Origin of the sequence: Bacteroides muris (ex Afrizal et al. 2022), from assembly GCF_004793475.1 — a bacterium.
Classification (GTDB): Bacteria; Bacteroidota; Bacteroidia; order Bacteroidales; family Bacteroidaceae; genus Bacteroides; species Bacteroides muris.
In genome coordinates, this window is the sequence record NZ_SRYZ01000024.1 from 33,641 (window position 1) to 59,663 (window position 26,023).

The 26,023-nt window shown below is 44.8% G+C and carries 21 protein-coding genes; 8 read left to right on the top strand and 13 right to left on the bottom strand.

Going from position 1 to position 26,023, the window contains the following annotated elements:
• Positions 1–31: 31 nt before the first annotated feature.
• A complete protein-coding gene (locus tag E5355_RS11365) occupies positions 32–2,689 on the bottom strand; it encodes a valine--tRNA ligase (RefSeq protein WP_136010479.1) in 2,658 nt (885 codons plus the stop codon).
• Positions 2,690–2,790: 101 nt separating this feature from the next.
• On the opposite strand from E5355_RS11365, the gene E5355_RS11370 reads away from it, so the two are divergent.
• Positions 2,791–3,861, top strand: a complete 1,071-nt coding sequence (locus E5355_RS11370; RefSeq protein WP_136010480.1) for a DUF3810 domain-containing protein — start codon at positions 2,791–2,793, stop codon at positions 3,859–3,861.
• Positions 3,862–3,890: 29 nt separating this feature from the next.
• Positions 3,891–4,715 (top strand): nucleoside triphosphate pyrophosphohydrolase, encoded by an 825-nt coding sequence (gene mazG, locus E5355_RS11375; protein ID WP_136010496.1) that lies wholly within the window; start codon positions 3,891–3,893, stop codon positions 4,713–4,715.
• Between the two features lie 129 nt (positions 4,716–4,844).
• Here mazG and E5355_RS11380 read toward each other — a convergent pair whose 3' ends face one another.
• The 6 genes from E5355_RS11380 to rpsA all read right to left on the bottom strand — a co-directional run bounded on the left by E5355_RS11380 (position 4,845) and on the right by rpsA (position 10,095).
• Positions 4,845–5,318, bottom strand: coding sequence for a hypothetical protein (locus tag E5355_RS11380; RefSeq protein WP_136010481.1), 474 nt, complete (start codon positions 5,316–5,318; stop codon positions 4,845–4,847).
• A gap of 25 nt (positions 5,319–5,343) precedes the next feature.
• A complete protein-coding gene (locus E5355_RS11385) occupies positions 5,344–5,709 on the bottom strand; it encodes a hypothetical protein (protein ID WP_136010482.1) in 366 nt (121 codons plus the stop codon).
• Between the two features lie 47 nt (positions 5,710–5,756).
• Complete coding sequence (locus tag E5355_RS11390) at positions 5,757–6,311, bottom strand: RNA polymerase sigma factor (protein ID WP_136010483.1); 555 nt, start codon at positions 6,309–6,311, stop codon at positions 5,757–5,759.
• A gap of 55 nt (positions 6,312–6,366) precedes the next feature.
• Positions 6,367–7,281: a ribonuclease Z gene (locus E5355_RS11395; protein ID WP_136010484.1), complete on the bottom strand. Its 915-nt coding sequence runs from the start codon at positions 7,279–7,281 to the stop codon at positions 6,367–6,369.
• A 146-nt stretch (positions 7,282–7,427) separates the two neighbouring features.
• Entirely contained in the window at positions 7,428–8,225 is a 798-nt protein-coding gene (locus tag E5355_RS11400; protein WP_246866938.1) for a hypothetical protein, read from the bottom strand.
• A gap of 73 nt (positions 8,226–8,298) precedes the next feature.
• Positions 8,299–10,095: a 30S ribosomal protein S1 gene (rpsA, locus tag E5355_RS11405; protein ID WP_136010485.1), complete on the bottom strand. Its 1,797-nt coding sequence runs from the start codon at positions 10,093–10,095 to the stop codon at positions 8,299–8,301.
• 195 nt (positions 10,096–10,290) lie between these two features.
• On the opposite strand from rpsA, the gene E5355_RS11410 reads away from it, so the two are divergent.
• The gene (locus E5355_RS11410; RefSeq protein ID WP_136010486.1) at positions 10,291–11,112 is read left to right on the top strand and encodes an alpha/beta hydrolase; all 822 of its coding nucleotides are present in this window, start codon (positions 10,291–10,293) and stop codon (positions 11,110–11,112) included.
• A 3-nt stretch (positions 11,113–11,115) separates the two neighbouring features.
• Here the strand turns inward: E5355_RS11410 and coaW are convergent, their stop codons facing one another.
• Positions 11,116–11,946, bottom strand: a complete 831-nt coding sequence (coaW, locus tag E5355_RS11415) for a type II pantothenate kinase (RefSeq protein WP_136010487.1) — start codon at positions 11,944–11,946, stop codon at positions 11,116–11,118.
• 100 nt (positions 11,947–12,046) lie between these two features.
• On the bottom strand, positions 12,047–14,368 hold the full coding sequence (locus tag E5355_RS11420; RefSeq protein WP_136010488.1) for a DUF5686 family protein: 2,322 nt from the start codon (positions 14,366–14,368) through the stop codon (positions 12,047–12,049).
• Positions 14,369–14,728: 360 nt separating this feature from the next.
• Between E5355_RS11420 and E5355_RS11425 the strand changes: the two genes are divergently transcribed.
• A complete protein-coding gene (locus tag E5355_RS11425) occupies positions 14,729–16,918 on the top strand; it encodes a glutamine synthetase III (protein ID WP_136010489.1) in 2,190 nt (729 codons plus the stop codon).
• A 215-nt stretch (positions 16,919–17,133) separates the two neighbouring features.
• Complete coding sequence (locus E5355_RS11430) at positions 17,134–17,835, top strand: Crp/Fnr family transcriptional regulator (protein ID WP_136010490.1); 702 nt, start codon at positions 17,134–17,136, stop codon at positions 17,833–17,835.
• Positions 17,836–18,232: 397 nt separating this feature from the next.
• On the opposite strand, the gene trxB is transcribed toward E5355_RS11430, so the two are convergent.
• The 4 genes from trxB to E5355_RS19460 form a co-directional block, all read right to left on the bottom strand.
• Positions 18,233–19,180 carry a thioredoxin-disulfide reductase gene (gene trxB / locus E5355_RS11435; protein WP_136010498.1) on the bottom strand — a complete coding sequence of 316 codons (948 nt, stop codon included), beginning with the start codon at positions 19,178–19,180 and terminating at the stop codon, positions 18,233–18,235.
• A gap of 33 nt (positions 19,181–19,213) precedes the next feature.
• A complete protein-coding gene (locus E5355_RS11440) occupies positions 19,214–19,846 on the bottom strand; it encodes a LolA-like putative outer membrane lipoprotein chaperone (protein WP_136010491.1) in 633 nt (210 codons plus the stop codon).
• Between the two features lie 74 nt (positions 19,847–19,920).
• Positions 19,921–22,425, bottom strand: coding sequence for an FtsK/SpoIIIE family DNA translocase (locus tag E5355_RS11445; RefSeq protein ID WP_136010492.1), 2,505 nt, complete (start codon positions 22,423–22,425; stop codon positions 19,921–19,923).
• Positions 22,426–23,104: 679 nt separating this feature from the next.
• On the bottom strand, positions 23,105–23,266 hold the full coding sequence (locus tag E5355_RS19460) for a hypothetical protein (RefSeq protein ID WP_168354328.1): 162 nt from the start codon (positions 23,264–23,266) through the stop codon (positions 23,105–23,107).
• Positions 23,267–23,503: 237 nt separating this feature from the next.
• Here E5355_RS19460 and E5355_RS11460 point away from each other — a divergent pair, with 237 nt between their 5' ends.
• From E5355_RS11460 to E5355_RS11470, 3 genes are read left to right on the top strand one after another with little or no spacing between them, the layout of a single operon-like run.
• Positions 23,504–24,058 (top strand): DUF5063 domain-containing protein, encoded by a 555-nt coding sequence (locus tag E5355_RS11460; RefSeq protein ID WP_136010493.1) that lies wholly within the window; start codon positions 23,504–23,506, stop codon positions 24,056–24,058.
• Between the two features lie 3 nt (positions 24,059–24,061).
• Positions 24,062–24,676, top strand: coding sequence for a 3'-5' exonuclease (locus tag E5355_RS11465; protein ID WP_136010494.1), 615 nt, complete (start codon positions 24,062–24,064; stop codon positions 24,674–24,676).
• A gap of 15 nt (positions 24,677–24,691) precedes the next feature.
• The gene (locus E5355_RS11470; protein ID WP_136010499.1) at positions 24,692–25,873 is read left to right on the top strand and encodes a class I SAM-dependent rRNA methyltransferase; all 1,182 of its coding nucleotides are present in this window, start codon (positions 24,692–24,694) and stop codon (positions 25,871–25,873) included.
• Positions 25,874–26,023 lie beyond the last annotated feature (150 nt).

Below are 26,023 nucleotides of genomic sequence, written 5' to 3' on the forward strand. Positions count from 1 at the left end.
TAATTATGGGTGCACTTAAATAATATTGCATTTAACTTCTATAAGCTTCCGAACTTTTTGTTTTGTTTAAAGAATCTATTGTAAACTTTAAAGACGCAATTTTACTCTGTGCATCTTCTAGCTTCTTACGCTCTATTTCTACAACATTCGCTGGAGCTTTATTAACAAAATTCACATTACTCAATTTTTTCTGCACACTCTCAAGAAATCCTTCTTGATATTTCAAATCTTCTTCCAATTTCGCCAATTCCGCTGCAACATCAATCATTACACCTAAATCTATATAACAAGCAGTTGAACCACTTACTGCTAAAATCAAATCCTTATTATCATTAGAGTTTACATTCTTAATATTATCTATATTAATTAACTTCTCCAGAATTACCTTAACAATATTGCACGTTTTATTCTTAGTAACAATTTCTACTAATTTCACCGAATCCCGGTTAGACATATTATGCAACGACATTTGCTTTCTGATTGCACTAACCCACTCAAATGTTTTATCATATCTAGATGTATTAGGAGTCTTTTTCACTCGCACCGGCACTTGTTGCAACATAATGCTACAATTATTGCCTTCCATATTATGCCACAATTCTTCTGTTATAAAAGGAATAAAAGGATGTAGCAGTTTTAAAAGACTTTTAAAGAATGAGAGTACTTGACTATAAGTAGAATAATCAATCGGTTTACCATACTCTGGTTTTACTAATTCCAAGTATTTACCAGAAAAATCATCCCAAAACAATCTGTATATTTCTCGTAAAGCTTCAGATAATCTGTATTTCTCAAATGATTTATTAATTGATTTTATTGATTTACTTAAAGCATTCTCAAAAAAAGTTGATGCAACTTTTGACACCTTAGGCTGACTCATATTTACATCAACCTCCCAACCTTTAATTAAGCGAAAGGCATTCCATATTTTATTATTAAAGTTACGCCCTTGCTCACACAAGGCATTGTCAAAGAAAATATCGTTCCCTGCAGGAGCAGAAAGCATCATCCCCATCCGTACAGCATCGGCACCGTATTTCTCAATCAAATCCAGTGGGTCGGGAGAATTACCCAACGACTTGGACATCTTACGTCCTAGCTTGTCACGGACAATACCCGTGAAATAAACGTTCTTGAACGGCATCTTGCCTTCATATTCATAACCTGCCATAATCATACGGGCTACCCAGAAGAAGATAATGTCCGGACCGGTCACCAAGTCGCTGGTAGGATAATAGTAGCTGATTTCCTCATTGCCCGGATTATTGATACCGTCAAACAAAGAAATAGGCCACAGCCAGGAAGAGAACCAAGTATCCAGACAGTCTTCGTCCTGACGAAGGTCTTCCTGTTTAAGACCGGCATTACCCGTTTTCTCTTTTGCCAACGCCAAGGCTTCTTCGGGAGTGGCAGCCACTACATAACCACCTTCCGGCAAAAAATAAGCAGGAATGCGATGCCCCCACCACAACTGGCGGCTGATACACCAGTCCTTGATATTTTCCAACCAGTTCTTGTACGTATTCTTATATTTGGCAGGATAGAACTTCAACTCATCATTCATCACCGGCGGCAAAGCCATGTCGGCAAAGTGCTGCATCTTCAGGAACCACTGCATGGAAAGTTTCGGTTCGATGGGCACGTTGGTACGTTCGGAGAAACCTACCTTGTTGGTATAGGCTTCCACTTTCTCCAACAGACCGGCAGCAGCCAGGTCCTTCTCAATCTGCTCGCGCACATCGAAACGGTCCATACCGATATACAAGCCGGCAGCTTCACTAAGCGTTCCGTTATCATTGAAGATGTCGATGCTCGGCAGGTTGTACTTCTCACCCAGCATATAGTCGTTCACATCGTGGGCAGGGGTTACCTTCAGGCAACCTGTACCGAATTCGATGTCTACATAATCGTCCTCGATGACCGGGATAACGCGTCCTACCAACGGAACAATCACCTTCTTGCCCTTCAACCAAGTGTTCTTGGGGTCATTCGGATTGATGCACATGGCTGTATCTCCCATGATGGTTTCAGGACGGGTGGTGGCAACCACTGCATAACGTCCTTCGGGGTCACCTTCTACCATATACTTCAGATAGTACAGCTTGCTGTGCTCTTCCTTATAGATTACTTCCTCATCACTAAGGGCGGTCAGTGCTTTCGGGTCCCAGTTCACCATACGGACACCGCGGTAAATCAGACCTTTGTTATACAAGTCGACAAAGACCTTGAGCACGCTTTCACTGCGTTTCTCGTCCATAGTGAAAGCCGTACGGTCCCAATCGCAGGAAGCGCCCAGCTTGCGGAGCTGCTTCAAGATGATGCCGCCGTGTTCATCGGTCCATTCCCAGGCGTGCTTCAAGAACTCGTCGCGGGTAAGGTCCGTCTTCTTGATGCCTTGTGCGGCAAGCTTGTTCACCACCTTGGCCTCGGTAGCAATGGAAGCATGGTCGGTTCCCGGCACCCAGCAGGCATTCTTGCCTTCCATGCGGGCACGGCGTACCAGAATATCTTGTATGGTATTATTAAGCATGTGTCCCATGTGCAACACACCGGTGACGTTTGGAGGCGGAATGACGACGGTGTAAGGCTCACGACCATCGGGTTTCGAACTGAATAATTTGTGGTCCAACCAATACTGGTACCACTTTCCCTCCACGTCAGCGGGATTGTACTTACTTGCTAATTCCATGTTTTTAAATCTCTATAATTAATTTATTGCGAATAACGGGCGCAAAATTAATGAATTAAAATTTAAATATATATTTTTGTCCCTACAAAACAGTATATAAAATGAGGGGGAAGCTAAAAATCCGATATATCATATTAATTGTATTACTGTCTGTCGTATGGGCAACGCAGCTCATTCCAAGCTTGGGAGAAGTGTATGCACAGTCCGTATATCCGGTAATTTCCCATATTCTGTCCTCCTTTTCAAAACTCATACCTTTTGCCGTAGGCGACTTGTTCATTTTCCTCAGCATCATCGGGCTCCTCTTCAATCCCATCAGGGCACGCTATATCCAGAAGAAGAAGTGGAAACAGATTCTGCTGAACGAAATGGAATACTTGCTGTGGATATATGTATGGTTCTATCTGGCATGGGGACTGAACTACTCACAAAAGGACTTTTATGGCAGGACAAACATTCCTTATACTGCCTATACTCCCGAAATCTTTCAGTCATTTGTAGACAACTATATCGACAAGCTGAATGCTTCCTATACAGATGTCACCTCCATTGACGAACCATTGGTCTGCCGGGAAAGCGTACACGGATACAACCAAATCAGCGATACGCTGGGGATACACCGCCCTCCCCACTCCTCTCCGCGCGTAAAGACCATGCTTTTCACTCCGTTCATTTCCATGGTCGGTGTTACGGGAAGCATGGGACCTTTCTTCTGCGAATTCACGCTGAACGGCGATTTGCTTCCACCGCAATATCCCGCTACTTATGCCCACGAGCTGGCACACCTTTTAGGCATCACCAGCGAGGCAGAAGCCAACTTCTACGCTTACCAGGTCTGCACCCGTTCGCAGGTGAAAGAGATTCGTTTCAGCGGCTATCTTTCCGTGCTATCACATGTGCTGGGTAACGCCCGCCGACTGATGAGCGAAGAAGAATACGCAGAGCTTTTCAGCCGGATACGTCCTGAAATCATAGAACTGGTCCAAAAGAACCAGCAATACTGGATGGAGAAATACAGTCCGCTCATCGGAGACATCCAGAACTTTATCTACGACTTGTACCTTAAAGGAAACAAGATTCAAAGCGGACGCAAGAACTATTCGGAAGTAATAGGATTGCTTATCTCTTACGAAGAATGGAAGAACCACGGGAAAGTGATTCCGGAAGAATAAACAATATAAATGGTACATTAAACAATATAATCATGCATACAAGAAAAGAACAAATGGAAGCCTTCGGCCGCTTCCTCGACATACTCGACGAGCTGCGCGAGAAATGTCCCTGGGACTGCAAGCAGACCAACGAAAGCCTGCGCCCCAATACCATCGAAGAGACTTATGAACTTTGCGACGCCCTGATACGCGATGACAAGAATGACATCTGCAAAGAGCTGGGCGACGTACTGCTGCACGTAGCATTTTATGCCAAGATAGGCAGTGAATCCGATGATTTCGACATGAAGGATGTTTGCGACTGTCTTTGCGAAAAGCTTATCTTCCGCCATCCGCACGTATTCGGTGATGTAAAGGCCGAAACCGCAGGCCAGGTTTCTGAAAACTGGGAACAGCTAAAATTGAAGGAAAAAGATGGGAACAAAACAGTGCTGAGCGGTGTACCCGCTGCCCTACCCTCGCTCATCAAGGCCTACCGCATCCAGGACAAGGCACGCAATGTAGGATTTGACTGGGAGGAACGCGAGCAAGTGTGGGATAAGGTAAAAGAAGAAATCCAAGAATTCCAGGCTGAAGTCGCCCACATGGATAAAGAAAAGGCTGAAGCTGAATTCGGCGATGTCATGTTCAGCCTCATCAACGCTGCCCGCCTCTACAAAATCAATCCGGACAATGCGCTGGAACAGACCAACCAGAAGTTCATCAACCGCTTCAACTATGTAGAAGCGCACAGCATCAAGGAGGGCAAAAACCTCCATGACATGACGCTGGAGGAGATGGATAAGCTATGGAACGAAGCGAAAGTACTGGAAAAAGAAGGGAAACAAGATGATTCTTCTAAAGGTCAGGTTTAGCTGGCTAAAGTAAAGGTTTAGGGAACTAAAGTAGAGGTTTAGCAAGGCTAAAACAAGGTATCTATCATTAACAAAAGAAGGTTGCTCACATCATTGTGGCAACCTTCCTTATTTGTATTCATTCACTATTCATCTTTTTCCTTGTGTTTTTCGTGGAGAAGCATCCCCCTTTTTATGCATGCCTTTCAGTAATTCACGGTGGAAACGCATTTCAGCCCTTTGCACCAGATAAATCTTTTTACAAGGCAATATTTTCTTGAACTTATCAAAGTAGGTCTTGTCCAACCGGTCAGAAGCGATACGGGCATCATATACACCTTCCATAATTTCCTCATACTGGGCTTCGGTTGTTTTTTCATCTTTCCCTTGTCGAAGCAACTTCCAAGCCTCGTCATTTAGCTGTTTCTTCCGGTCCTGCAATTCAAAATACAATGGGAAGAACTTGGCTGCCTCCTCACTCGTCAGTCCGGCTTTCTCCGTTATAAACGCTTTTTGTTTGGCACGAAACTCTTCAGGTGACAGATGCTGGTCACATCCATCGCTAGCCCAAAGCAGAGGCATAATGCCACATATCATAACCAATAAAACAATCAGTCTTTTCATTTTTAAATAGTTGAGTGTTGTTACCTTATTCTGCATCAGAGTCTGCCAAATAAACATACAATGAATAATCATCCAGCATGGAATTCTCTACAGCCATATTAATATATTCCATTTCTGTTTCCGTATCATCAGCAGCCATACGCTCTACAGATGGAGTATGCTCCGAAGAAGCTACACGGATAATCAATGCCGCACCTATAAACATGGCGGTCATATACAACCAAGGCCTTACCTTCTGCCATATTGTAGGCTCTGTCTGCACAGCAGTGAGTTTTTCTTTTTCGGGAAGCCGGTTCATTACCTCTGAAGTAAGATTCTCAAAGTAGCCGTCAGGAACGCGGAAAGGATTTTCCGTCCCTATCTTTTTCAGTATTTTATCTTCTTCTTTCATAAGCTTTATCCTTTCTGTTTAATTAGACATTGTTTTGTGGCAAAGGTTTAATACTCCTCACCCAAAAACTTTTCTATTTTCTTCACGGCATGGTGATAGGAAGCCTTCAAGGCACCTACGGAAGTACCAAATATATCGGACATCTCTTCGTATTTCATTTCCTGGTAATACTTCAGGTTAAACACCATACGTTGTTTTTCCGGCAAGGCAAGCAAGGCTTTTTGCAAAGCCATCTCTGCTTTATCACCGGAGAAGTAAGGATCACTTTCAAGCTTTTGAAGTGCATCTGCCTCGGGGTCATCCAAAGAGACTGTGGAAGCAGCCCGTTGTTTGTTCAGAAAAGTGAGGCATTCATTCAAGGCTATGCGATAGAGCCAGGTAGAGAGTTTAGCCTCTGCCCTGAAATAATCTATATTAATCCATGCTTTAATGAAAGTATTCTGAAGTAAATCATTGGCATCTTCATGAGAGAGGACTATACGACGAATCTGCCAATACAGCTGCTCGCTATATTGGGCAACAATCATCTCAAATCCCCGCTTTTGTGTGCTTTCGTCTTGTAGAAGAGCCAACACTTCGCGTTCATTATAGGAAGGGGTCATATGTTTTTCTATTCGCATTTATTTTTTAGACTGCCAAAGATACAAAAAGTTTAATTCATACCGATACACAAAGTGTCTCTTTAGCAAGCTGTGTGTCCGGAAAGATGGCAACAGCTTCTTTCAACAGAACATTTTCATTCTCATAACGGGCAGAAAAATGTCCTATCATCAATTTTTTTGCTCCTGCCTCCCTGGCTATCCATGCAGCCTGCGTGGCTGTGGTATGGAATGTCTCCTTGGCACGCGGCGCATCTTCATCAGCAAAAGTAGCCTCGTGAAATAACAAGTCAACTCCTTTTATCTGCTCTACAATAGAAGGCAAATAAATTGTATCCGAACAATATGCATAACTGCGAGGAGATTCAGAAGGACGCGTCAAACGGGCATTTGCTATAATTTCTCCCTCCGGAGTTACATAATCGGCTCCATTCTTAATGCGGTTCAACTCATATACCGGCACCTGATAAAAGTCTATCATTTCACGGATGATATGGTTAGGACGCTGCTTCTCTGCAAACAAAAAGCCACAGCATGGCATACGATGGCGTAAGGGAATGGTAGTAACCGTCAACGAACGGTCTTCATAAATCTGTATCGGTTCTTTAGCATCAAACTCATGGAAAAGAACTTGGTACGTCATCTGTTTATTAAAAAATTCAAACATAGGCACCAGCAAATCTCTCAGTCCTTTGGGAGAATGGATATGCAGCTCGGCTGTACGTCCTAAAAGATTAAGTGTGGAAACCAACCCCAATAAGCCAAAACAATGGTCTCCATGTAAATGGGAGATAAAGATATGATTCAAACGTGAAAACTTCAGATGCGATTTACGGAACTGCAACTGTGCTCCTTCCCCACAATCAATCATAAACAGCTTGTCGCGCACATTCACGATTTGAGACGTAGGGAAATGACGCGTTGTGGGTAAAGCGGAACCGCAACCAAGAATATGTAACTCAAATTTCTCCATAATGTGACAAATATAGCTATTTATCCGCACAAACACGAAAAAGAGGATTGCAAAACCAACAGTTTTCGCAATCCTCTCCTCATATCTACGTATAAAAAGCTCAGCACATTTCTTTACAGTGCGTATTATATGCAAAAAAATATCCTCTATTTCAAGAGCATTGTTATCTCAGCAACACTGAACATAAACTCCGTACTATCACCGGAAACATCCCCCACATAGCGATAAACCAGACCTTTGTTATTCTTCACACATGCCTCCAAGAATACTTTCAATGCCGGCTCTGACACATTCAAGGACCCCTTGACATTTTGTTTCATCTGCTCCTCATTTCCTTTCAAGGAAGCTATATCCATAGAGTTCTCATCTATAGTATAAGTATAGACCACATTCTCCGCCTCTATTGCCAGTTTCTCAAGTACAGTGACTTCGTCTACCCTCATAGGACAAGAAATATTGGTAGCCTTCACAAGTTCCTCCAGTTTCTTCTGTTCGCTTTCTTCCTTCGAAACCTTCTGATTCAGGATATTTTCCAAGTCCTTTGTATCCAACAGACACTCTGCCTCTTTCCCGGTAGCATTCCCTTTATAAACGAATTTCATCCCGGATTTAGTATCAACCACCATTTCCAACAGTTTCCTGATATTGTCTTTAGGATTACTGAACATGGCGATTGTAGTTGACTTCATGACATCCGGATGCTTTTCCCAAGCCTCAAAATCCGCATAATCTTCGTTCATCAACATAGAATATACCACATTAGTTCCGTCAAAAACAATGCTTGACACCTCGCCAGCCGTCCCCATACTCATCGGACACTGCTTGTTGGCAATTTCTATGGCCATTTTCAATTTAGACTTCTGACTGCATGCAGTCAGTAACATCAATGACAGGCAAGCGAACAATACCGTCTTCCCCGCACTTTTGAACATATTTTCCATCATAAATAAAAATTTATAAAAAGAAAGGGCACTTGTAATATAAGTGCCCTACTCTTAATTTATAGTTTAATAATAGTTACTTCTTTCCAGCTTCCATCTGCTCTTTCAAAGCAGCCAAAGCGTCAATGTCACCCAGAGTAGTAGATGCAGCCTGATTTTGGATGGCAGGAGCAACGTCTTCTCTCTTATTGGCTGACTTCTTGGCAGCAGCCTTCTTTTCAGCTCTTTCTTCTGCCTTTGCAGCATCTTCGAAGATACGGCTGTGAGAAAGGATGATACGCTTAGCGTCCTTATTGAACTCGATTACCTTGAACTCAAGTTTCTCGTCCAACTGAGCCTGTGAGCCGTCTTCCTTAACGAGGTGTTTCGGAGTAGCGAAACCTTCTACACCATAAGGCAGAGCTACAACAGCACCCTTATCCAACATTTCGATGATAGTACCTTCGTGTACAGAACCTACTGTAAATACTGTTTCAAATACATCCCAGGGATTTTCTTCGAGCTGCTTGTGACCGAGGCTCAAGCGGCGGTTTTCCTTGTCGATTTCCAATACCTGCACGTCAATATCAGCACCAATCTGAGTGAATTCAGACGGATGTTTAACCTTCTTCGTCCAAGACAAATCAGAAATGTGAATCAAGCCGTCAACGCCTTCTTCGATTTCAACAAATACACCGAAGTTAGTGAAGTTGCGAACTTTTGCAGTGTGCTTGCTGCCGATAGGATACTTCTCTTCGATAGTTTCCCAAGGATCAGACTTCAGCTGCTTGATACCCAAAGACATCTTACGTTCTTCGCGGTCCAGAGTCAGGACTACTGCTTCCACTTCATCACCTACCTTCATGAAGTCTTGTGCAGAACGCAAGTGCTGTGACCAAGACATTTCAGATACGTGAATCAGACCTTCAACACCGGCAGCAATTTCGATGAATGCACCATAGTCAGCCATAACAACTACTTTACCATTTACATGATCACCCACCTTCAGATTACCATCCAAGGCATCCCAAGGATGCGGAGTGAGTTGTTTCAAGCCAAGAGCAATGCGCTTCTTCTCATCATCGAAGTCAAGGATAACGACGTTGAGTTTCTGGTCGAGTTCAACCACTTCTTTCGGATCGCTGACACGGCCCCAAGAAAGATCTGTGATGTGAATCAAACCGTCTACGCCACCCAGGTCAATAAATACACCATAGGAAGTGATATTTTTAACGGTACCTTCGAGGACTTGTCCCTTTTCGAGTTTACCGATGATTTCCTTCTTCTGTTGTTCCAGCTCAGCTTCGATAAGAGCCTTGTGAGAAACAACCACGTTCTTGAATTCCTGATTGATTTTAACAACCTTGAATTCCATAGTTTTGCCAACGAATACATCGTAATCGCGGATAGGCTTCACGTCGATTTGAGAACCCGGCAAGAAAGCTTCGATGCCGAATACGTCCACAATCATACCACCCTTTGTGCGACATTTGATGTAACCCTTGATAATTTCTTCGTTTTCCAAAGCAGCGTTTACGCGATCCCAAGAACGGGTAGCACGAGCTTTACGGTGAGACAGTACAAGCTGTCCTTTTTTGTCTTCCTGATTTTCGATGTATACTTCAACAGTATCACCAATCTTAAGCTCAGGGTTGTAACGGAATTCACTCATCGGAATGATACCGTCTGATTTGTAACCGATATTCACAACTACTTCACGCTTGTTCATTGCAATTACGGTTCCGTCAACTACCTCGCGGTCGTTAACCTTATTCAACGTATTGTCATACGCCTTTTCCAGTTCTTCGTGGCTTGCACTGGCTACTGATTCGCCGTTCTCATAAGCATCCCAGTTGAAGTCTTCAATAGGAGCTACATTCTTTAAATTTTCCATTAATAAATAAATTGTTTAACTCGTTAATTAAGTGAGACTTTATGTTGACTCATTGTAAATCGGCCACAAAGATAGAAGTATTTTCTTGAACTACAAAACAAAAAGCACTCAAAACAGCAGTGGAATAATCAATTAAAGAACAAAAAAATAGTACCTTTGCATCGTTTCATTTATACATAATTTCAATAATTTATCATGAAAAAAATAATCGCATGCATTTCCATCATTTGCTATACATTATTATGTTATAGCCAAAATCAGGCAACGGACAACAACTACCGTACACAAAAGAACATTTCCTATCTTCATCCCGGCGAAAAGGACAGTTATAAGCTGGAGCGTTGCAAACTCGACCTCTATTATCCTACTGATAAAAAAGGATTTGCCACCCTTGTCTGGTTCCACGGTGGAGGACTGGAAGCCGGAGAAAAACATTTTCCGAAGGAATTCCTGGGGCAAGGCTACGCCGTGATAGCCGTAAACTACCGACTCAGTCCGCGTGCGCAAAATCCTGCCTACACGGAAGATGCCGCAGAGGCCGTTGCTTGGACTTTCGAGAATATAGAAGAATTCGGAGGAGATAAAGACAAAATATACATAGCCGGTCATTCAGCCGGTGGTTATCTCTGTCTGACACTCAATCTGGACAAGAGTTACCTGGCAAAGTGGAATATTGACGCCAACAGCCTGGCAGGTGCTTTCCCCATCAGCGGACAGACCACTACCCATTATACCATCCGCAAAGAACGCGGGCTGCCTTCCGACACTCCGATTATAGACAAATATGCTCCTTCCAATAACGTAAGAAAAGACGCTTCACCCATGATACTTATCACTGGCGACAAAGAGTTGGAGATGCTGGCACGCTATGAAGAAAATGCCCATTTGCATGCTCTTCTCAAAGCATTGGGACAAAAATCCACCCTCTATCAGATGGAGGGATTTGACCATGGTACGGTGGTCACTCCAGCCTGCACTTTGATAAACAGCTATATGAAGAAGGCAGGCAAGAAGTAACCACTATCCTTGCCTTTCTTTTACGTATGCCAATGCCGCTCCTATCGCTGTTCTATATTCAGCATAGGGCGGTATATGGAAATGTACATGATAGATATCATCCATTTTAGAAAATACCTCCCGGCACTGGGGCAGTTGGGTAAGATTTCCTATCAGAACAAAATCCTTAATAGGACTGTTCAAAGCTGACAGTACAGCAGCTCCTCCAATGGTTTGAAGTACAGTACAGATGATGCCGCAAGCAATATCTTCTTGGGAAGCATTACTATCCGCCTTTCCGAAAAGGGAGGCGGTGGCGCTTACGGGTAAGTCAGGCAAAGCAACATTACAAATGTCACCTATTTGCAAGTTGATACGGGTCACATCCCCTTTCTCTGCCAACTCGGACACCTGATGGATGTCATGGGTTTTCAGTAGCAGCCTCGACAACCCCTGCAAGGTACCTCCACCAATTCCCAAACCACCAATATGCTGTATCTTATCTCTGTCTATTTTCACAAAAGAAGTACCGGTACCCATACTGACCACAATCAGTTGGTCTATCTCCGTCGCATGCCTGGCTCCCAAGCCATTGGCAATAAACTCATCCGTTTTGCGGGTAGGCAATCCGTATAAAGGACTGTCGACAAATGCGCTTCCTACTCCTGTCAGCATCACTTGCTCCACATCAGACAACTGTATGCCATTGTCATAAATATACTTGCCGAATGCTCCAAACAAGGAAGTCACCGGATCGGTTGCCGTAATAAACATTGGAGACTGTATCTGCCCCTCATTGATTCCAACGATTTTCGTGGTACTTCCACCCACATCTATTCCTATCACTATACCCATAGTTACAAGTAATTTGCAGCAAAGGTACGAAAGAAACGATAATTGACAATTGATTAATGTGATAATGTGCCAATATACTAATTGTCAAATTACCACATTGCTATTTGTTAAACAGTTCGAAGGTGAATTTGCAACCTATTTCCTGATACTTCCAGTTGGCAAAGCTGGCAAATAAGCCAAAGTCAAAGACATGGGTACCAATACCATAACCCACTTCCAGATAAGGCTTCAAGTGAGGTACTACCAGTACATTCAGATACAGACGTTCATTCAATACATACTGGGTATATTTCACCAGATGGCGGAGCAGAAGGAAAGGCGCTTCATAGGTAAGATGTCCGCGGATATATCTGCGGGAAGAGTTGTACCATCGTCCGTCAAGCAACTGGAACACCCCGCCAATATCATCATTCCAGCCCATAGGAAGATTGGAACGCCGCAAATTGGCAAAGTCCACAAAGTATAGCTCTTTCTGATTGGTGAACTCTCCCCAGCCAAAGCGCCAATAAATATCGCGCATCAGTCCCAAAGAAATCTGATGCTGCAAATCAATCTCCACACGTTCGTATGAACCACTACTCTGCAACACCCCGCTGATTCCCCTCTCCCAATCCACCGAAATGGAAGGATACTTGGAATGAAGATTTACCTTGCGGTCACCGTTCATATAATAATATTGTCCTGGAGTCCAGGACAGACGAACACGGGGGGCAAAACTATTATAAGTATGGCGAAACTTGTTCAGGATATTCGGGTCGAAATTCGGAAAGAATGACGAGCCGCCGGAACCTACGTTTGTCGCTGATTTTACTGATGGCATACTCGGATAGTTAAGCTCAAATCTGGAACGGTTCACTTCCGTACGTCTATGCATGGATATGCCGACTTCCAGCGACAAGCCGTTCACTAGCTCCCAGCTATGGCGCAGATTCAGATACAAGTCCTTGAAATAGTCCAAATGTATCTGGTTGAAATCAAAAATACTGTCAGGAATAGCTTTCAGGTCATCCAGCACATCACTACTATAAATCCGGTTTCCATTACCAAATTCCAGATGAAACGCCGCACGCTTACGAGGCCAATAATCGAAGTCAGACCTCACCCTCCAGTAAAATTCCTTCTCTCTAAAGTTATAACCTATCCGGGGAACAACGCGTAGCAGGCGGTCGCCCTTAAAAATACGGTTGTACTTGAATTCTTGCCGATACGAAATTCCATGTGTACCGCTATAGCTCAAAAGAAACGGATTAATTAACGGTGAACAACGCACGCTCCCCAATTTATCCAAGTCTACCGTATAACGACTAATCAGAGCATCGCCAATCTGTCCCCAGAATTCCAGATTCTTATTGACCGATTTCTTTTTCCGGACGAGTGTATCCCGACGTAAGAAAAAATCCTGATACAGAGTCTCCTCATGCGGGGTTAACGGAACGGGACGTAAAGTTTTAAAGTAGGCGGTATCACGCCGAAAAGCGTTTGTATCTGTACGCAACGTGTACGAATCGGACAAATCATACTTGCTCTTCCATGCCGACTTTCTTATGTCACTGCCGGGAGCCTTCTGAATGATATTCTTATAATCGAGTACAGCTTCATAAGTACCATCTACCACATTTCCCAAAAAACGGAATGTCGCCTCCACGTCATACTGCAATGGCAGGAACTCGTCCGAGTCTCCCACATTTCCCATTTTCACCAGGTTGTTGAACCTTACCATCTCATTGCGTCCGGAAAAGCGCATCTCACGCACACTCCACACGTTGTCACTCACTATCAGATAACCGCCCACCAACTGAAAGCTCTTACTTTTGGGCATAAAGCGGATTTTATACTGAAGGGCATGCCTCTCGCCCATCACCGTATCAATCCGGTAGATATAATATTTCCTGGCATTGGGAGCTAAGGGAGAAATCAGTTTATCATATAATAAAGTAGAAGAATAGATGTTGACATGGAAATATTCAGGCAATCGTCCGTCCAGTTCCCAAAACTCGGAAGCTGTGCCGACACTTGCCTTTACCTTTTGGTCATAGATGTCAGGAGCTGTAAAATGTAAATCGCTATAAGTTTCCATCATATATTCCCGCACCCCTTTCTTGGGCCGGAACATGGAAGGGATATAGCGAAGAATATGATTCTTCTTACGAATGTTCACCCAGCCTTTTATGTAAAGTTCAGCTTTATAACTCTCAATAATACGTTCATAAAAAGGAGCAAAGAAGATGACTTTCTCCATGATGGAGTCTGCCGAACTCACATGTTTGTCAACCGGATAAGATATACGCTCCGCCCCTGCCTTCTGTATGAAAGAAAACAAGAAGCAAATCCCAACCCATATAAACAATAAACGTTTCAACCGCAATCTCTCTTTTTTGAACCGGAACAAATATACGGAAGAATTTGTGTAATGCAAAAACATGTTTCATAAAGAAGAAAAATGGCGTACAACTCTTTCATCCAGAGAAATTAGAGAGTTCCACTTCAATTCCCTTCGTTAGGAGTTAAAGAAATCAGAGCAGGTGCGAAGAATCATAAAATCGGCACCATGTATACCGAGTTGTAGGCATTACTAATCGTAATACACGAAGGTTACTGATTGAAACATGAGACGAACACAATCTTCGAGCTATTCTTTTCACACAAGCTGGTTTTCTTTTTTTTAAAGGGGCACATTCTCAAAAAACACTAATATTTCCAACAACACCCCCCAAAAAAGAGGGGGTGTTTCAGAAAAAACATGTATTTTTGCGCCAAACAACCAATAAAAGGAAAGACTTATATGTCAAAAATGCGATTTTTTGCTCTTCAAGAACTTGCCAATCGGCAACCTCTTGAAGTAACTACCCCTTCAAACAAACTGTCCGACTACTACGGCAGCCATGTCTTCGATCGTAAAAAAATGCAGGAATACCTGCCCCGTGAAGCCTACAAAGCCGTGACCGACGCCATCGAAAAAGGTACCCCCATCAACCGCGAAATGGCAGACCTGATTGCCAACGGCATGAAAAGTTGGGCAAAGTCCCTCAACGTCACCCACTACACGCACTGGTTCCAACCTCTGACAGACGGAACAGCCGAAAAGCATGACGGCTTCATCGAATTCGGCGAAGGAACAGAAGTAATTGAACGTTTTTCCGGCAAACTGCTCATCCAGCAGGAACCGGATGCCTCCTCTTTCCCCAACGGAGGTATCAGAAACACATTCGAGGCACGTGGATATACGGCTTGGGACGTTTCTTCACCCGCTTTTGTGGTAGATACCACGCTCTGTATCCCCACCATCTTCATCTCTTATACCGGCGAAGCACTCGACTATAAGACTCCATTGCTCAAAGCCTTGGCAGCCGTAGACAAGGCAGCGACAGACGTATGCCAACTGTTCGACAAGAATATCACACGTGTCTTCACCAATTTAGGTTGGGAACAAGAGTATTTCCTCGTCGACTCGGCACTGTACAATGCCCGCCCAGACCTTTGCTTAACCGGACGCACCCTGATGGGACACTCTTCGGCTAAAGACCAACAACTGGAGGACCACTATTTTGGCTCCATCCCGCCACGCGTCACAGCCTTCATGAAAGAACTGGAAATAGAATGTCACAAACTGGGTATCCCGGTCAAGACACGTCATAACGAAGTAGCTCCCAACCAATTTGAACTGGCGCCTATCTTTGAGAATGCCAACCTTGCCAACGACCACAACCAGCTTGTGATGGATTTGATGAAACGCATTGCCCGCAAGCATCACTTTGCCGTACTGCTTCACGAGAAACCCTACAACGGCGTGAACGGCTCGGGCAAGCACAACAACTGGTCGCTTTGCACCGATACGGGTATCAACCTATTTGCACCAGGCAAGAATCCGAAAGGTAACATGCTGTTCCTCACCTTTCTGGTAAACGTACTGATGATGGTATACAAAAACCAAAACCTGCTACGTGCCTCCATCATGAGTGCCGGAAACAGCCATCGTCTGGGAGCCAACGAAGCACCGCCCGCCATTCTGTCCATCTTCCTAGGCAAACAGCTTTCTTCCATCCTCGACGAAATAGCCCGCCAGATAAGTAATAGCAAGATGACATCGGAAGAGAAAACGACATTGAAATTGGGCATCGGACGTATTCCTGAAATATTACTGGATACCACCGACCGTAACCGTACCTCCCCATTCGCCTTTACCGGCAACCGCTTTGAATTCCGTGCCGCAGGTTCATCCGCCAACTGTGCCGCTGCCATGATTGCCATCAATGCAGCTATGGCAAACCAGTTGAACGAATTCAAAGTCTCCGTCGATAAGCTGATGGAAGAGGGAGTCGGCAAGGATGAAGCCATCTTCCGCATTATGAAAGAGACCATCATCGCCTCCGAGCCTATCCGCTTTGAAGGTGACGGCTACTCCGAACAATGGAAGCAGGAAGCCGCCCGCCGTGGGCTGACCAATATCTGCCACGTTCCTGAAGCCCTGATGCACTACATGGACAACCAATCACGCTCCGTCCTCATCGGTGAACGTATCTTCAACGAAACGGAGCTTGCCTGCCGTCTGGAAGTGGAATTGGAGAAATACACCATGAAAGTACAGATAGAAAGCCGCGTACTAGGCGATCTTGCCATCAACCACATTGTGCCGACTGCCGTTATCTACCAAAACCGCCTGTTGGAAAATCTCCGTGGCCTGCGCGAGGCCTTCTCTCCCGAAGAATACGAAGTCCTCAGCGCCGACCGGAAAGAACTTGTACGCGAAATATCCAAGCGCGTAACCGCCATCAAGGTGCAAGTACGCGAAATGACCGAAGCCCGCAAAGTAGCCAACCACATGGATAATTACAAAGACAAGGCTTTCGCTTACGAAGAAACCGTACGCCCTTATCTAGAAAGCATCCGTGACCACATCGACCACCTAGAGATGGAAATTGATGATGAAATCTGGCCACTTCCGAAGTATAGGGAGCTGTTGTTCACGAAGTAAAAGGGGATTTACAATTTGACGATTTACGATTGAAGTTACTTCCGTAAACATAAACTTACTTGTTAATGAGCAGTTGTTTAACAATACAAACTTCAATCGTAAATCCCCCAAATTCTCCTTTATCTCCCTCCCTACGACATCTTTTTGTCATATTTGTGCAATATTTAATTTTTTCTTTTTACATTTGTGCTGTATAACACAGTTTTGCAGCAGTTATGGTAAAAGTAAACTTATCTGATATTAATGTTCCGGAGTTGATTGCAGATATATGGTCTCCCCTGAATGACGAACAACGGGAGTTCCTCGCCAACCACTTCACACTCCAGAACTACAAAAAGAACGAAGTCATCCATTGCGAAGGCGAGACCCCTACGTACTTGATGTGTCTGCTGAGTGGAAAGGTAAAAATCTATAAAGACGGAGTCGGCGGAAGAAGCCAGATTATCCGTATGATTAAACCTGTCGAATATTTCGGTTATCGCCCATATTTTGCAAAAACAGACTATGTCACGGCAGCATCCGCATTCGAGCCGTCTCTTGTTTGCCAGATACCTATGACTGCTTTAATGACTCTGCTCACACAAAACAATGATCTTGCCATGTTCTTCATCAAACAATTGTCCGTTGATTTGGGCATTGCCGATGAACGTACCGTGAACCTGACTCAGAAACACATCCGCGGAAGGTTGGCAGAATCCTTGCTGTTCCTCAAAGAAAGTTATGGTCTGGAAGAAGACGGTTCCACCTTGAGTATCTATCTCTCACGTGAAGACTTGGCAAATTTGTCAAACATGACCACTTCCAACGCTATACGTACTTTGTCACAGTTTGCCACAGAACGATTAATCACCATCGACGGACGTAAAATCAAAATCATAGACGAAGAGAAGCTGAAGAAAATCAGCAAAATCGGATAACAATTGATACCCCCACACGTTAATTGTATCTTCATCCTCCCCCTTTATTACCTTAACACGTATCAGAATATTTCCGGCATATCCTTACGCATCGGCAGTCCAGAAAATACCAGTTCTATCCATCACCACCACAAAAGGTATGTCCAAAGAAGAATACAAACTCTCTGTCACTGCCAGTGGTATTGGTTACTTCACAACCCAACGGCATCCAGACCATTTGTCAGCTTTTACCACCTGCCATATTTGGTAAAAGATACACCGGATGAAATAATCCCATCGGATATGTACATAGATGAGACAGAAGTGTATTAGAAGATTTAAAATCAGGGATTAAGACTATCTGACCCCTATATAATAGCTACTCAAACCAGCTCTTAATCCCTAACAATCTCTAATCTTAAATCAGTCCTCTTGCTGAAAGATACCTTTCTGCCTCAATTGCCGCCTGACAACCTGTTCCGGCAGCTGTAATGGCCTGACGATAGTGAGAATCGGCCACATCTCCGGCAGCAAAAACTCCCGGCACTTTCGTACGCGGTGTTCCCGGCTCGGTAACTATGTAACCTACTTCGTCCGTATCTATATAAGGCTTGAAAATGTCCGAGTTGGGATTATGACCGATAGCCAGGAAAAAACCGTCGATAGCTACATCATAACGTTTCTCATCCGGCTCCCCCATACGCTGTACCAAGTGTACGCCTTCCACACCGTTCTCTCCAAACAGGCCTACCGCGTTATGTTCAAACAGTACTTCAATCTTGTCATGCTTCATCACACGCTCCTGCATAATCTTGGACGCGCGCAGATAAGGTTTGCGGACTATCAGATAAACCTTGGCAGCCAATCCAGCAAGGTAAACAGCTTCCTCGCAGGCAGTATCTCCACCACCTACAACAGCTACCGTTTTCTTGCGGTAGAAGAAACCGTCACAAGTGGCGCAAGCGCTGACACCCATTCCTGCATATTTCTTTTCGTCCTCCAACCCTAGATACTTAGCGGTGGCACCCGTAGCGATAATCAGTGTTTCGGTTTCAATTACTTTTTCATCATCAATCGTAATCTTGTAAGGTGCTTCAGTAAGGTCAGCGGCAGTAGCCACTCCATAGCGCAAATCTGCACCGAAACGTTCCGCCTGCTTCCGCAAGTCTTCCATCAGTTCAGGACCACCGATACCCTGGGGATAACCGGGAAAGTTCTCCACATCAGTGGTGGTTGTTAACTGGCCACCAGGCTGCAATCCTGCATAAAGCACTGGTGAAAGATTGGCACGACCTGCATAGATAGCGGCAGTATATCCGGCAGGCCCTGAACCGATAATCAGACATTTTACTTTTTCTGTTTCCATCATTATTTTATTTACTATTTGACTATTTACTATTTATCGCAGGTCAATTACCTCAGCAGCAGGGTATACCTTTTTATCAAACACGAAAAGGGTATCCGGATAATCCTCCCCGGTCTGATAGGAATCGACAATAATAACCACTGTATCCCCCCCCCGTTGCACCATACTGACACGCTCGGGACGATACGTATCTTTCGTCACATACAGAATGATGCATTGCAAGTCCTGCTTCCGTCCCGTGGCTGTCAAGACAACTTTATAGAGCGAGCTGAACCGAGGATTGTCCACCTTCCCCAACTTCAAGTTGTAGCCTTGTTTATAAAGCGACAACAATGCATAAGGATTAACACTCTGCAACTCTTCAGCCGTAGGCTCAGAAACATTCACTTCATCGCTGGAACTAAGATAGCTCCATTGCGTATGTCCGTCAAACCACGTTGTCACTCCATCCGTTTCCAATAAAAATTTATCTCCTTTCAGACGAATAACACCGGTCGAAGAACCTTCGGGCGCTTGGGCTGTAAAAGTAATTTTGATTCCTCCTGCATTCTTGAACGCCTCAGCAGTACAGTCCAGTATATCTTTTGCATCCGGTTGCTGTGTCCAGGCAGGCAAGGCAAACGCAAGCATATATATACCCAACAGTAGTTTATAGATTTTCCACATATTCATATTTTAGATTATTCATTTTAGAATATAAAGGGAATCAGCTTTTAGTCCCCTTTTCAAAAAACGCCCTCCTATTGCAGATTGTTCAGTCGCATTTCCAAGTCGTTCTCATCTATACAGAACACCTCGCGTGGCTTGCTGCCTTGCGCCGGTCCCACAATTCCCGCTTTCTCCAACTGGTCCATGATACGTCCGGCACGGTTGTAACCGATAGCAAACTTACGCTGGATGAGCGATGTGGAGCCTTGCTGATGAATAATAATCAGACGAGCTGCATCCTCGAACAAAGGATCAAGACGTCCCATATCCACATCCCCCAAATCACCTCCTGCATTTTCATCCACATATTCGGGCAGATAGAAAGCAGTGGGGTACCCCTGTTGACGGGCGATGAACTTCGTAATCTCCGCCACTTCGGGGGTATCGATAAAAGCACACTGCACACGCACCGGGTCAGCTCCTTGCAGGAATAACATATCACCGCGTCCTATCAGCTGGTTGGCTCCCGGACGGTCAAGGATGGTACGCGAATCGACCATTGCCGATACACGGAAAGCGACACGTGCCGGAAAGTTGGCTTTAATCGTACCCGTAATGATGTTCGTCGTCGGTCGCTGTGTAGCGATAATCATGTGTATACCTACAGCACGCGCCAACTGAGCAATACGGGCGATGGGCAGTTCCACATCTTTGCCGGCTGTCATAATCAAGTCACCGAACTCATCGATAACGACTACGATGTAAGGCATGAACTTATGTCCCTTTTCCGGATTCAGATGACGGCTAATGAACTTCTCGTTGTACTCCTTGACATTGCGCACATGAGCAGCTTTCAGCAAATCATAGCGGGTATCCATCTCCACACAAATGGAGTTCAAGGTCTGCACTACCTTCGTGACGTCCGTTATGATAGCGTCTCCCCCATCGGGCAATTTGGCAAGAAAATGATGTTCAATCACGGAGTATATACTGAATTCCACCTTCTTGGGGTCTACCAGCACAAACTTCAGCTCTGCCGGATGTTTTTTATATAATAAAGAGGTGATGATTGCATTCAATCCCACCGACTTACCCTGCCCGGTGGCACCGGCAACAAGCATGTGCGGCATCTTGCACAAATCCACCATAAACACTTCGTTGGTAATGGTCTTACCTAGTGCGACAGGCAAGTCGTAAGTAGACTCCTGGAACTTCTTGCTACCGATAATGCTCTGACCAGATACAATCTTCGGATTGGAATTGGGCACTTCGATACCAATCGTACCTTTTCCCGGAATGGGAGCAATGATACGGATGCCGAGTGCCGAAAGGCTGAGGGCAATATCATCTTCCAGACCGCGTATCTTCGAAATGCGGACACCCTGCTCGGGAGTGATTTCATACAGTGTCACCGTAGGACCTACTGTAGCCTTGATGGTGCTGATTTCTATACCAAAACTGCGCAACGTATTGATGATCTTATCCTTATTCGCATTTTGCTCTGCCATGTCAATGGTCGGGCCATTGTCATCGTAATGCTTCATCAAGTCTATTGTGGGGTAATGGTAGTTTTCCAAATCCAGACGGGGATTGTATGGTTCCTTCTCCGCACCTACATACTCCTCCTCTTCGGCCTTTTCAACCTGGAATGCCGGCTCCTTCTCTACCGGCTGTTCTCGAAGAGGTGGCATCGGCTCCGATACAGGAGTTTCAAAAGTCATAGTGACATCTTCATCGGCAAATTTGGTTGACTTCGTTCTTTCACCATTCCCGCCTAAGTCAAGGGTAATTTCATTCAACGGTTCAATCTCTTCTTTCTCCGTGGCAGCATCCTCCTCCTTCTCAAATTCTTTTTCCGCCTCTACAACTTCCGAAGCCGGAGCACTCGTGTGTTCCTTTGCACCCCAAGAGGTCTTGAACTCTTCCGGCGTTTCACCCGGCGCGCTTTCAGCCTTTTCTTTCCGCTTCAAGAAGCTGAGGCTGAACAATCTGCGCAACCAGATTATAGTACGCGTACTCAAATAAATCAAGAAGCAGATGGCAGTCACTAACAGTAGCAGCCAGACTCCCGGTGCACCGACTTGAGACACAAGCCAATTGCTGACATTATATCCGTGCATACCGCCCAGATAGAGGAAAGAGTCCTTGTACAGGCCTACAAACACAAAACCGAAAAATACCGAGAACCACACCAGCATCAACGAACAGCCGACGAACCACTTCCACAAGCGCACCACACGCACCCGCATCAACTTCAGCCCCGCCACAGCCAAGAAGACAAGAATCAAGAAAGACGATACACCAAAACAATCATTTATCAGATAGCTGGCCAACTGTGCACCGCGGCTACCGGCGTAGTTCTTCACCCCATTGTTTGTGGAAATCAGCTCCTGTGCACTGCCTCCGTCAATGATGCTCTGGTCTGCCGCCCCCGTGAAAAAGAACGACGTGAAAGCAAGCAACAAATAAACCGAAAAAATTACAAGTACCAAACCTATAACAAAATGAACGGTTTCACTTTTTAATAACGTTGACACTTTCTCGAAAAATGAGAGTGACAGTTCCGTATCTTTAGTTGTTGAATTTTTCTTTGCCATATTTTTTAGATAACTATTGAGAATCGATTGCAAAAATAATAAAAACTATCCTTCTGCCGCGTTGTTTTCATGCTTTAATTTCTCTCATGCCGATTATAGGCATTCCTAATCTGCAACTGTAGTTTTATCGCATGTTTTACTTACATACTTGCATAAAATGACATAGCACACTAATTTACAGCAGATTGCACCACGCAAACAGGCCTCATGCAAGCATGCAGGCAGATTTTGCTTACATGACGCAATCCGTGCATGCCCTATACACATCAATCTACTCTTTTCCCTTCAAAAAGTAAACCGGCTGTTTATGCAACCCTTTGTTCACCAACACATTCTACTCACAAAGACGACAAATCTGCCGCATCACAGTCGTGCGGGTCATGCCGCAAATCAATTCTGCATAGCACACGTCAGTTGGATAACTTTTGCCTTCGACTAAACATGTAATCGTATACTTCGACATTGTCACAGCCACTACAAGTTCATCATATAGATAAGAGACAAATCACAAGATATAGAAATTCTCATCTAGATGGTAAATATGTTGAAATTCCCGACCTTACTGCTATAGCCTGCCGACCTTGGCCCCGGCAACCATCATATAAAGATACGCATTGACAATTCACCCAGCTTTGTACCAGCCGAAATCCAAAGCTCACACGCCTAAACTGACGGCACACTAATCAACAGGAACAACAATCCAGGCAACTTCTATATCGAAGCACCCCCACACGCCTATCTCAAACAGGTACAAGTCTACCCTACCCGACCAGACAACCATTGCCTGAATGACTTCTTGCAGAACGAAGCCTATATGCCCCTTGACTACATGAACAATCATCCCTCATTCACCATATCAAGACTGGGCAACGAGTTGGGTGACGACGTTGACCTGATGCGTAATTGGCTGTATGAATTCAGTTTGCCTATGTCGATACCCCAAAGGGAGGTACCTTGAATAACAGTTACCGGAAGACAAGAGGAACAGAATATCATGTAGTGAAAAAAGAATAATCCTGCCAATTAATTTGCTTCTACTTTCGGTTTGCGCTATCTTTGCGTTTCAAATCAAGAAGATATGAAAAAAGAAAGCCAAGTGATATTCGATCGGAATGTTGTAGAGTTTGTGACCGTAGCCGCCGAGTTTTGCAAGTTTCTGGAACAAGCGGAAGGGGTGAAACGCTCTACATTCGTCGATACATCCTTAAAAATACTTCCGCTGCTCTACCTGAAGGCCTCCATGCTGCCCGAGTGCGAAACCATAGGAGATGAGGCACCGGAAACATTCGTCACTGAAGAGACCTATGAGGTACTCCGCATGAACCTCGCCAATATTCTGGCCGAGAAAGATGACTATCTGGACGTGTTCGTATCTGACATGAAGTATAGTGACCAGCCCATCACCAGGAATATTTCCGAAGATTTGGCCGATATATATCAGGACATCAAAGACTTCATCTTCGTATTCCAACTGGGTTTCAACGAGACGATGAACGATTCGCTTGCCATCTGCCAGGAAAACTTCCGCCTCCATTGGGGACAAAAACTTGTCAACACCCTGCGTGCCCTGCACGAGGTGAAGTATGCGCAAGATGAGGATGAAGAGGAAGAAACCGCCGACTTTGAATATTAAATTATGGTTATCAAAAGAACAATAGATAAAGAAACAGTGAAAGATTTGCCCAAAGCCGCCTTTCCGGGACAAATACATGTCGTACAAACACCCTGGGAAGCGGAAAAAGCGGTCTCTTATCTGAAGTCCTGCCCGCTACTGGGCATAGACAGTGAGACCCGCCCGTCGTTCACAAAAGGTCATGTCCACAAGGTAGCCCTGCTACAAATTTCTTCAGAAGAACATTGCTTTCTGTTTCGCCTCAATCTCACGGGACTGACATTACCGGTCATCACATTGCTGGAAAACCCAAATGTAACGAAAGTAGGCCTTTCCTTGCGGGATGACTTCATGATGCTGCACAAGCGGGCGCCTTTCGAACAGCGTGCCTGCATTGAATTACAAGAATATGTCCGCACTTTTGGTATCCAGGATAAAAGCCTGCAAAAGATATATGCCATCCTTTTCGGGGAAAAGATTTCGAAAAGCCAGCGCCTTTCCAATTGGGAAGCCGAAAACCTGACCGAACCGCAGAAACTGTATGCAGCCACCGATGCTTGGGCATGTCTCAACATCTACAACAAACTGCAAGAACTGAAACAGACAGGAGATTTTGAAATAGAAAATAATAATGTATAATTGATGAATGTACCAATGTACAAAGTATACCTTAAACCCAAGAAAGAAGAGTCATTGAAGCGTTTTCATCCGTGGGTGTTTTCCGGTGCCATCGCACATTTCGACGGAGAACCCGAAGAAGGTGAAGTAGTTGAAATCTATACGTCCAAAAAGGAATTCATAGCCAAAGGACATTTTCAGATTGGCAGTATCGCCGTACGCATACTGACCTTCCACCAGGACGAGGAAATCAACGCAGACTTCTGGAAACGCAAACTCAGCATAGCATACGACATGCGCCGCAGCATTGGCATAGCCGGAAACCCGACAAACAACACCTATCGCCTGGTGCATGGAGAGGGAGATAACCTGCCGGGACTGGTGATTGACATTTATGCCCGTACCGCAGTGATGCAGGCACATTCTGCCGGCATGCACCTCGACCGCATGGCCATTGCCGATGCCCTTACCGAAGTGATGGGAAACCAGATAGACAATATCTATTACAAATCGGAAACGACCCTTCCCTTCAAAGCCGACCTCTATCCGGAGAACGGTTTCTTGAAAGGCGGCAGCACAGACAATGTAGCCATGGAGTACGGTCTGAAGTTCCACATCGACTGGCTGAAAGGCCAAAAGACCGGTTTCTTCGTAGACCAACGCGAAAACCGTTCGCTACTGGAACGTTATGCCAAAGACCGCAGCGTACTGAATATGTTCTGCTATACCGGCGGCTTCTCCGTATATGCCATGCGCGGAGACGCTAAACTGGTGCATTCCGTGGACAGTTCCGCCAAAGCCATCGACCTGACCAACAAGAATATAGAGCTGAACTTCCCGGGTGACACCCGCCATGCCGCATACGCAGAAGATGCCTTCAAGTACCTTGACCGCATGGGCGACCAATACGACCTGATAGTTCTTGACCCTCCTGCTTTTGCCAAGCACCGCGATGCTCTGCGCAATGCCCTGCAAGGCTACCGCAAACTGAACGTCAAGGCTTTCGAGAAAATCAAGCCCGGCGGCATCCTCTTCACATTCTCGTGCTCACAAGCCGTCAGCAAAGAAAACTTCCGTACGGCTGTGTTTACAGCCGCTGCCATGTCCGGCCGCAGCGTACGCATCCTGCACCAACTGACGCAACCTGCCGACCATCCGGTCAGTATCTATCATCCGGAAGGGGAATACCTGAAAGGACTGGTTCTATATGTAGAATAGAGGAAAAAGCAGGCTAACAGAGCGTAACTATTCAGCGAATCGAATACAATCAGGTTGGTCAGCAACAATTTTAGAATAATCCTCTGATTATCATTAAAATAACAGTGATTCTATTTGTGAATGTCAGATAAAATCGCTATCTTTGTATCT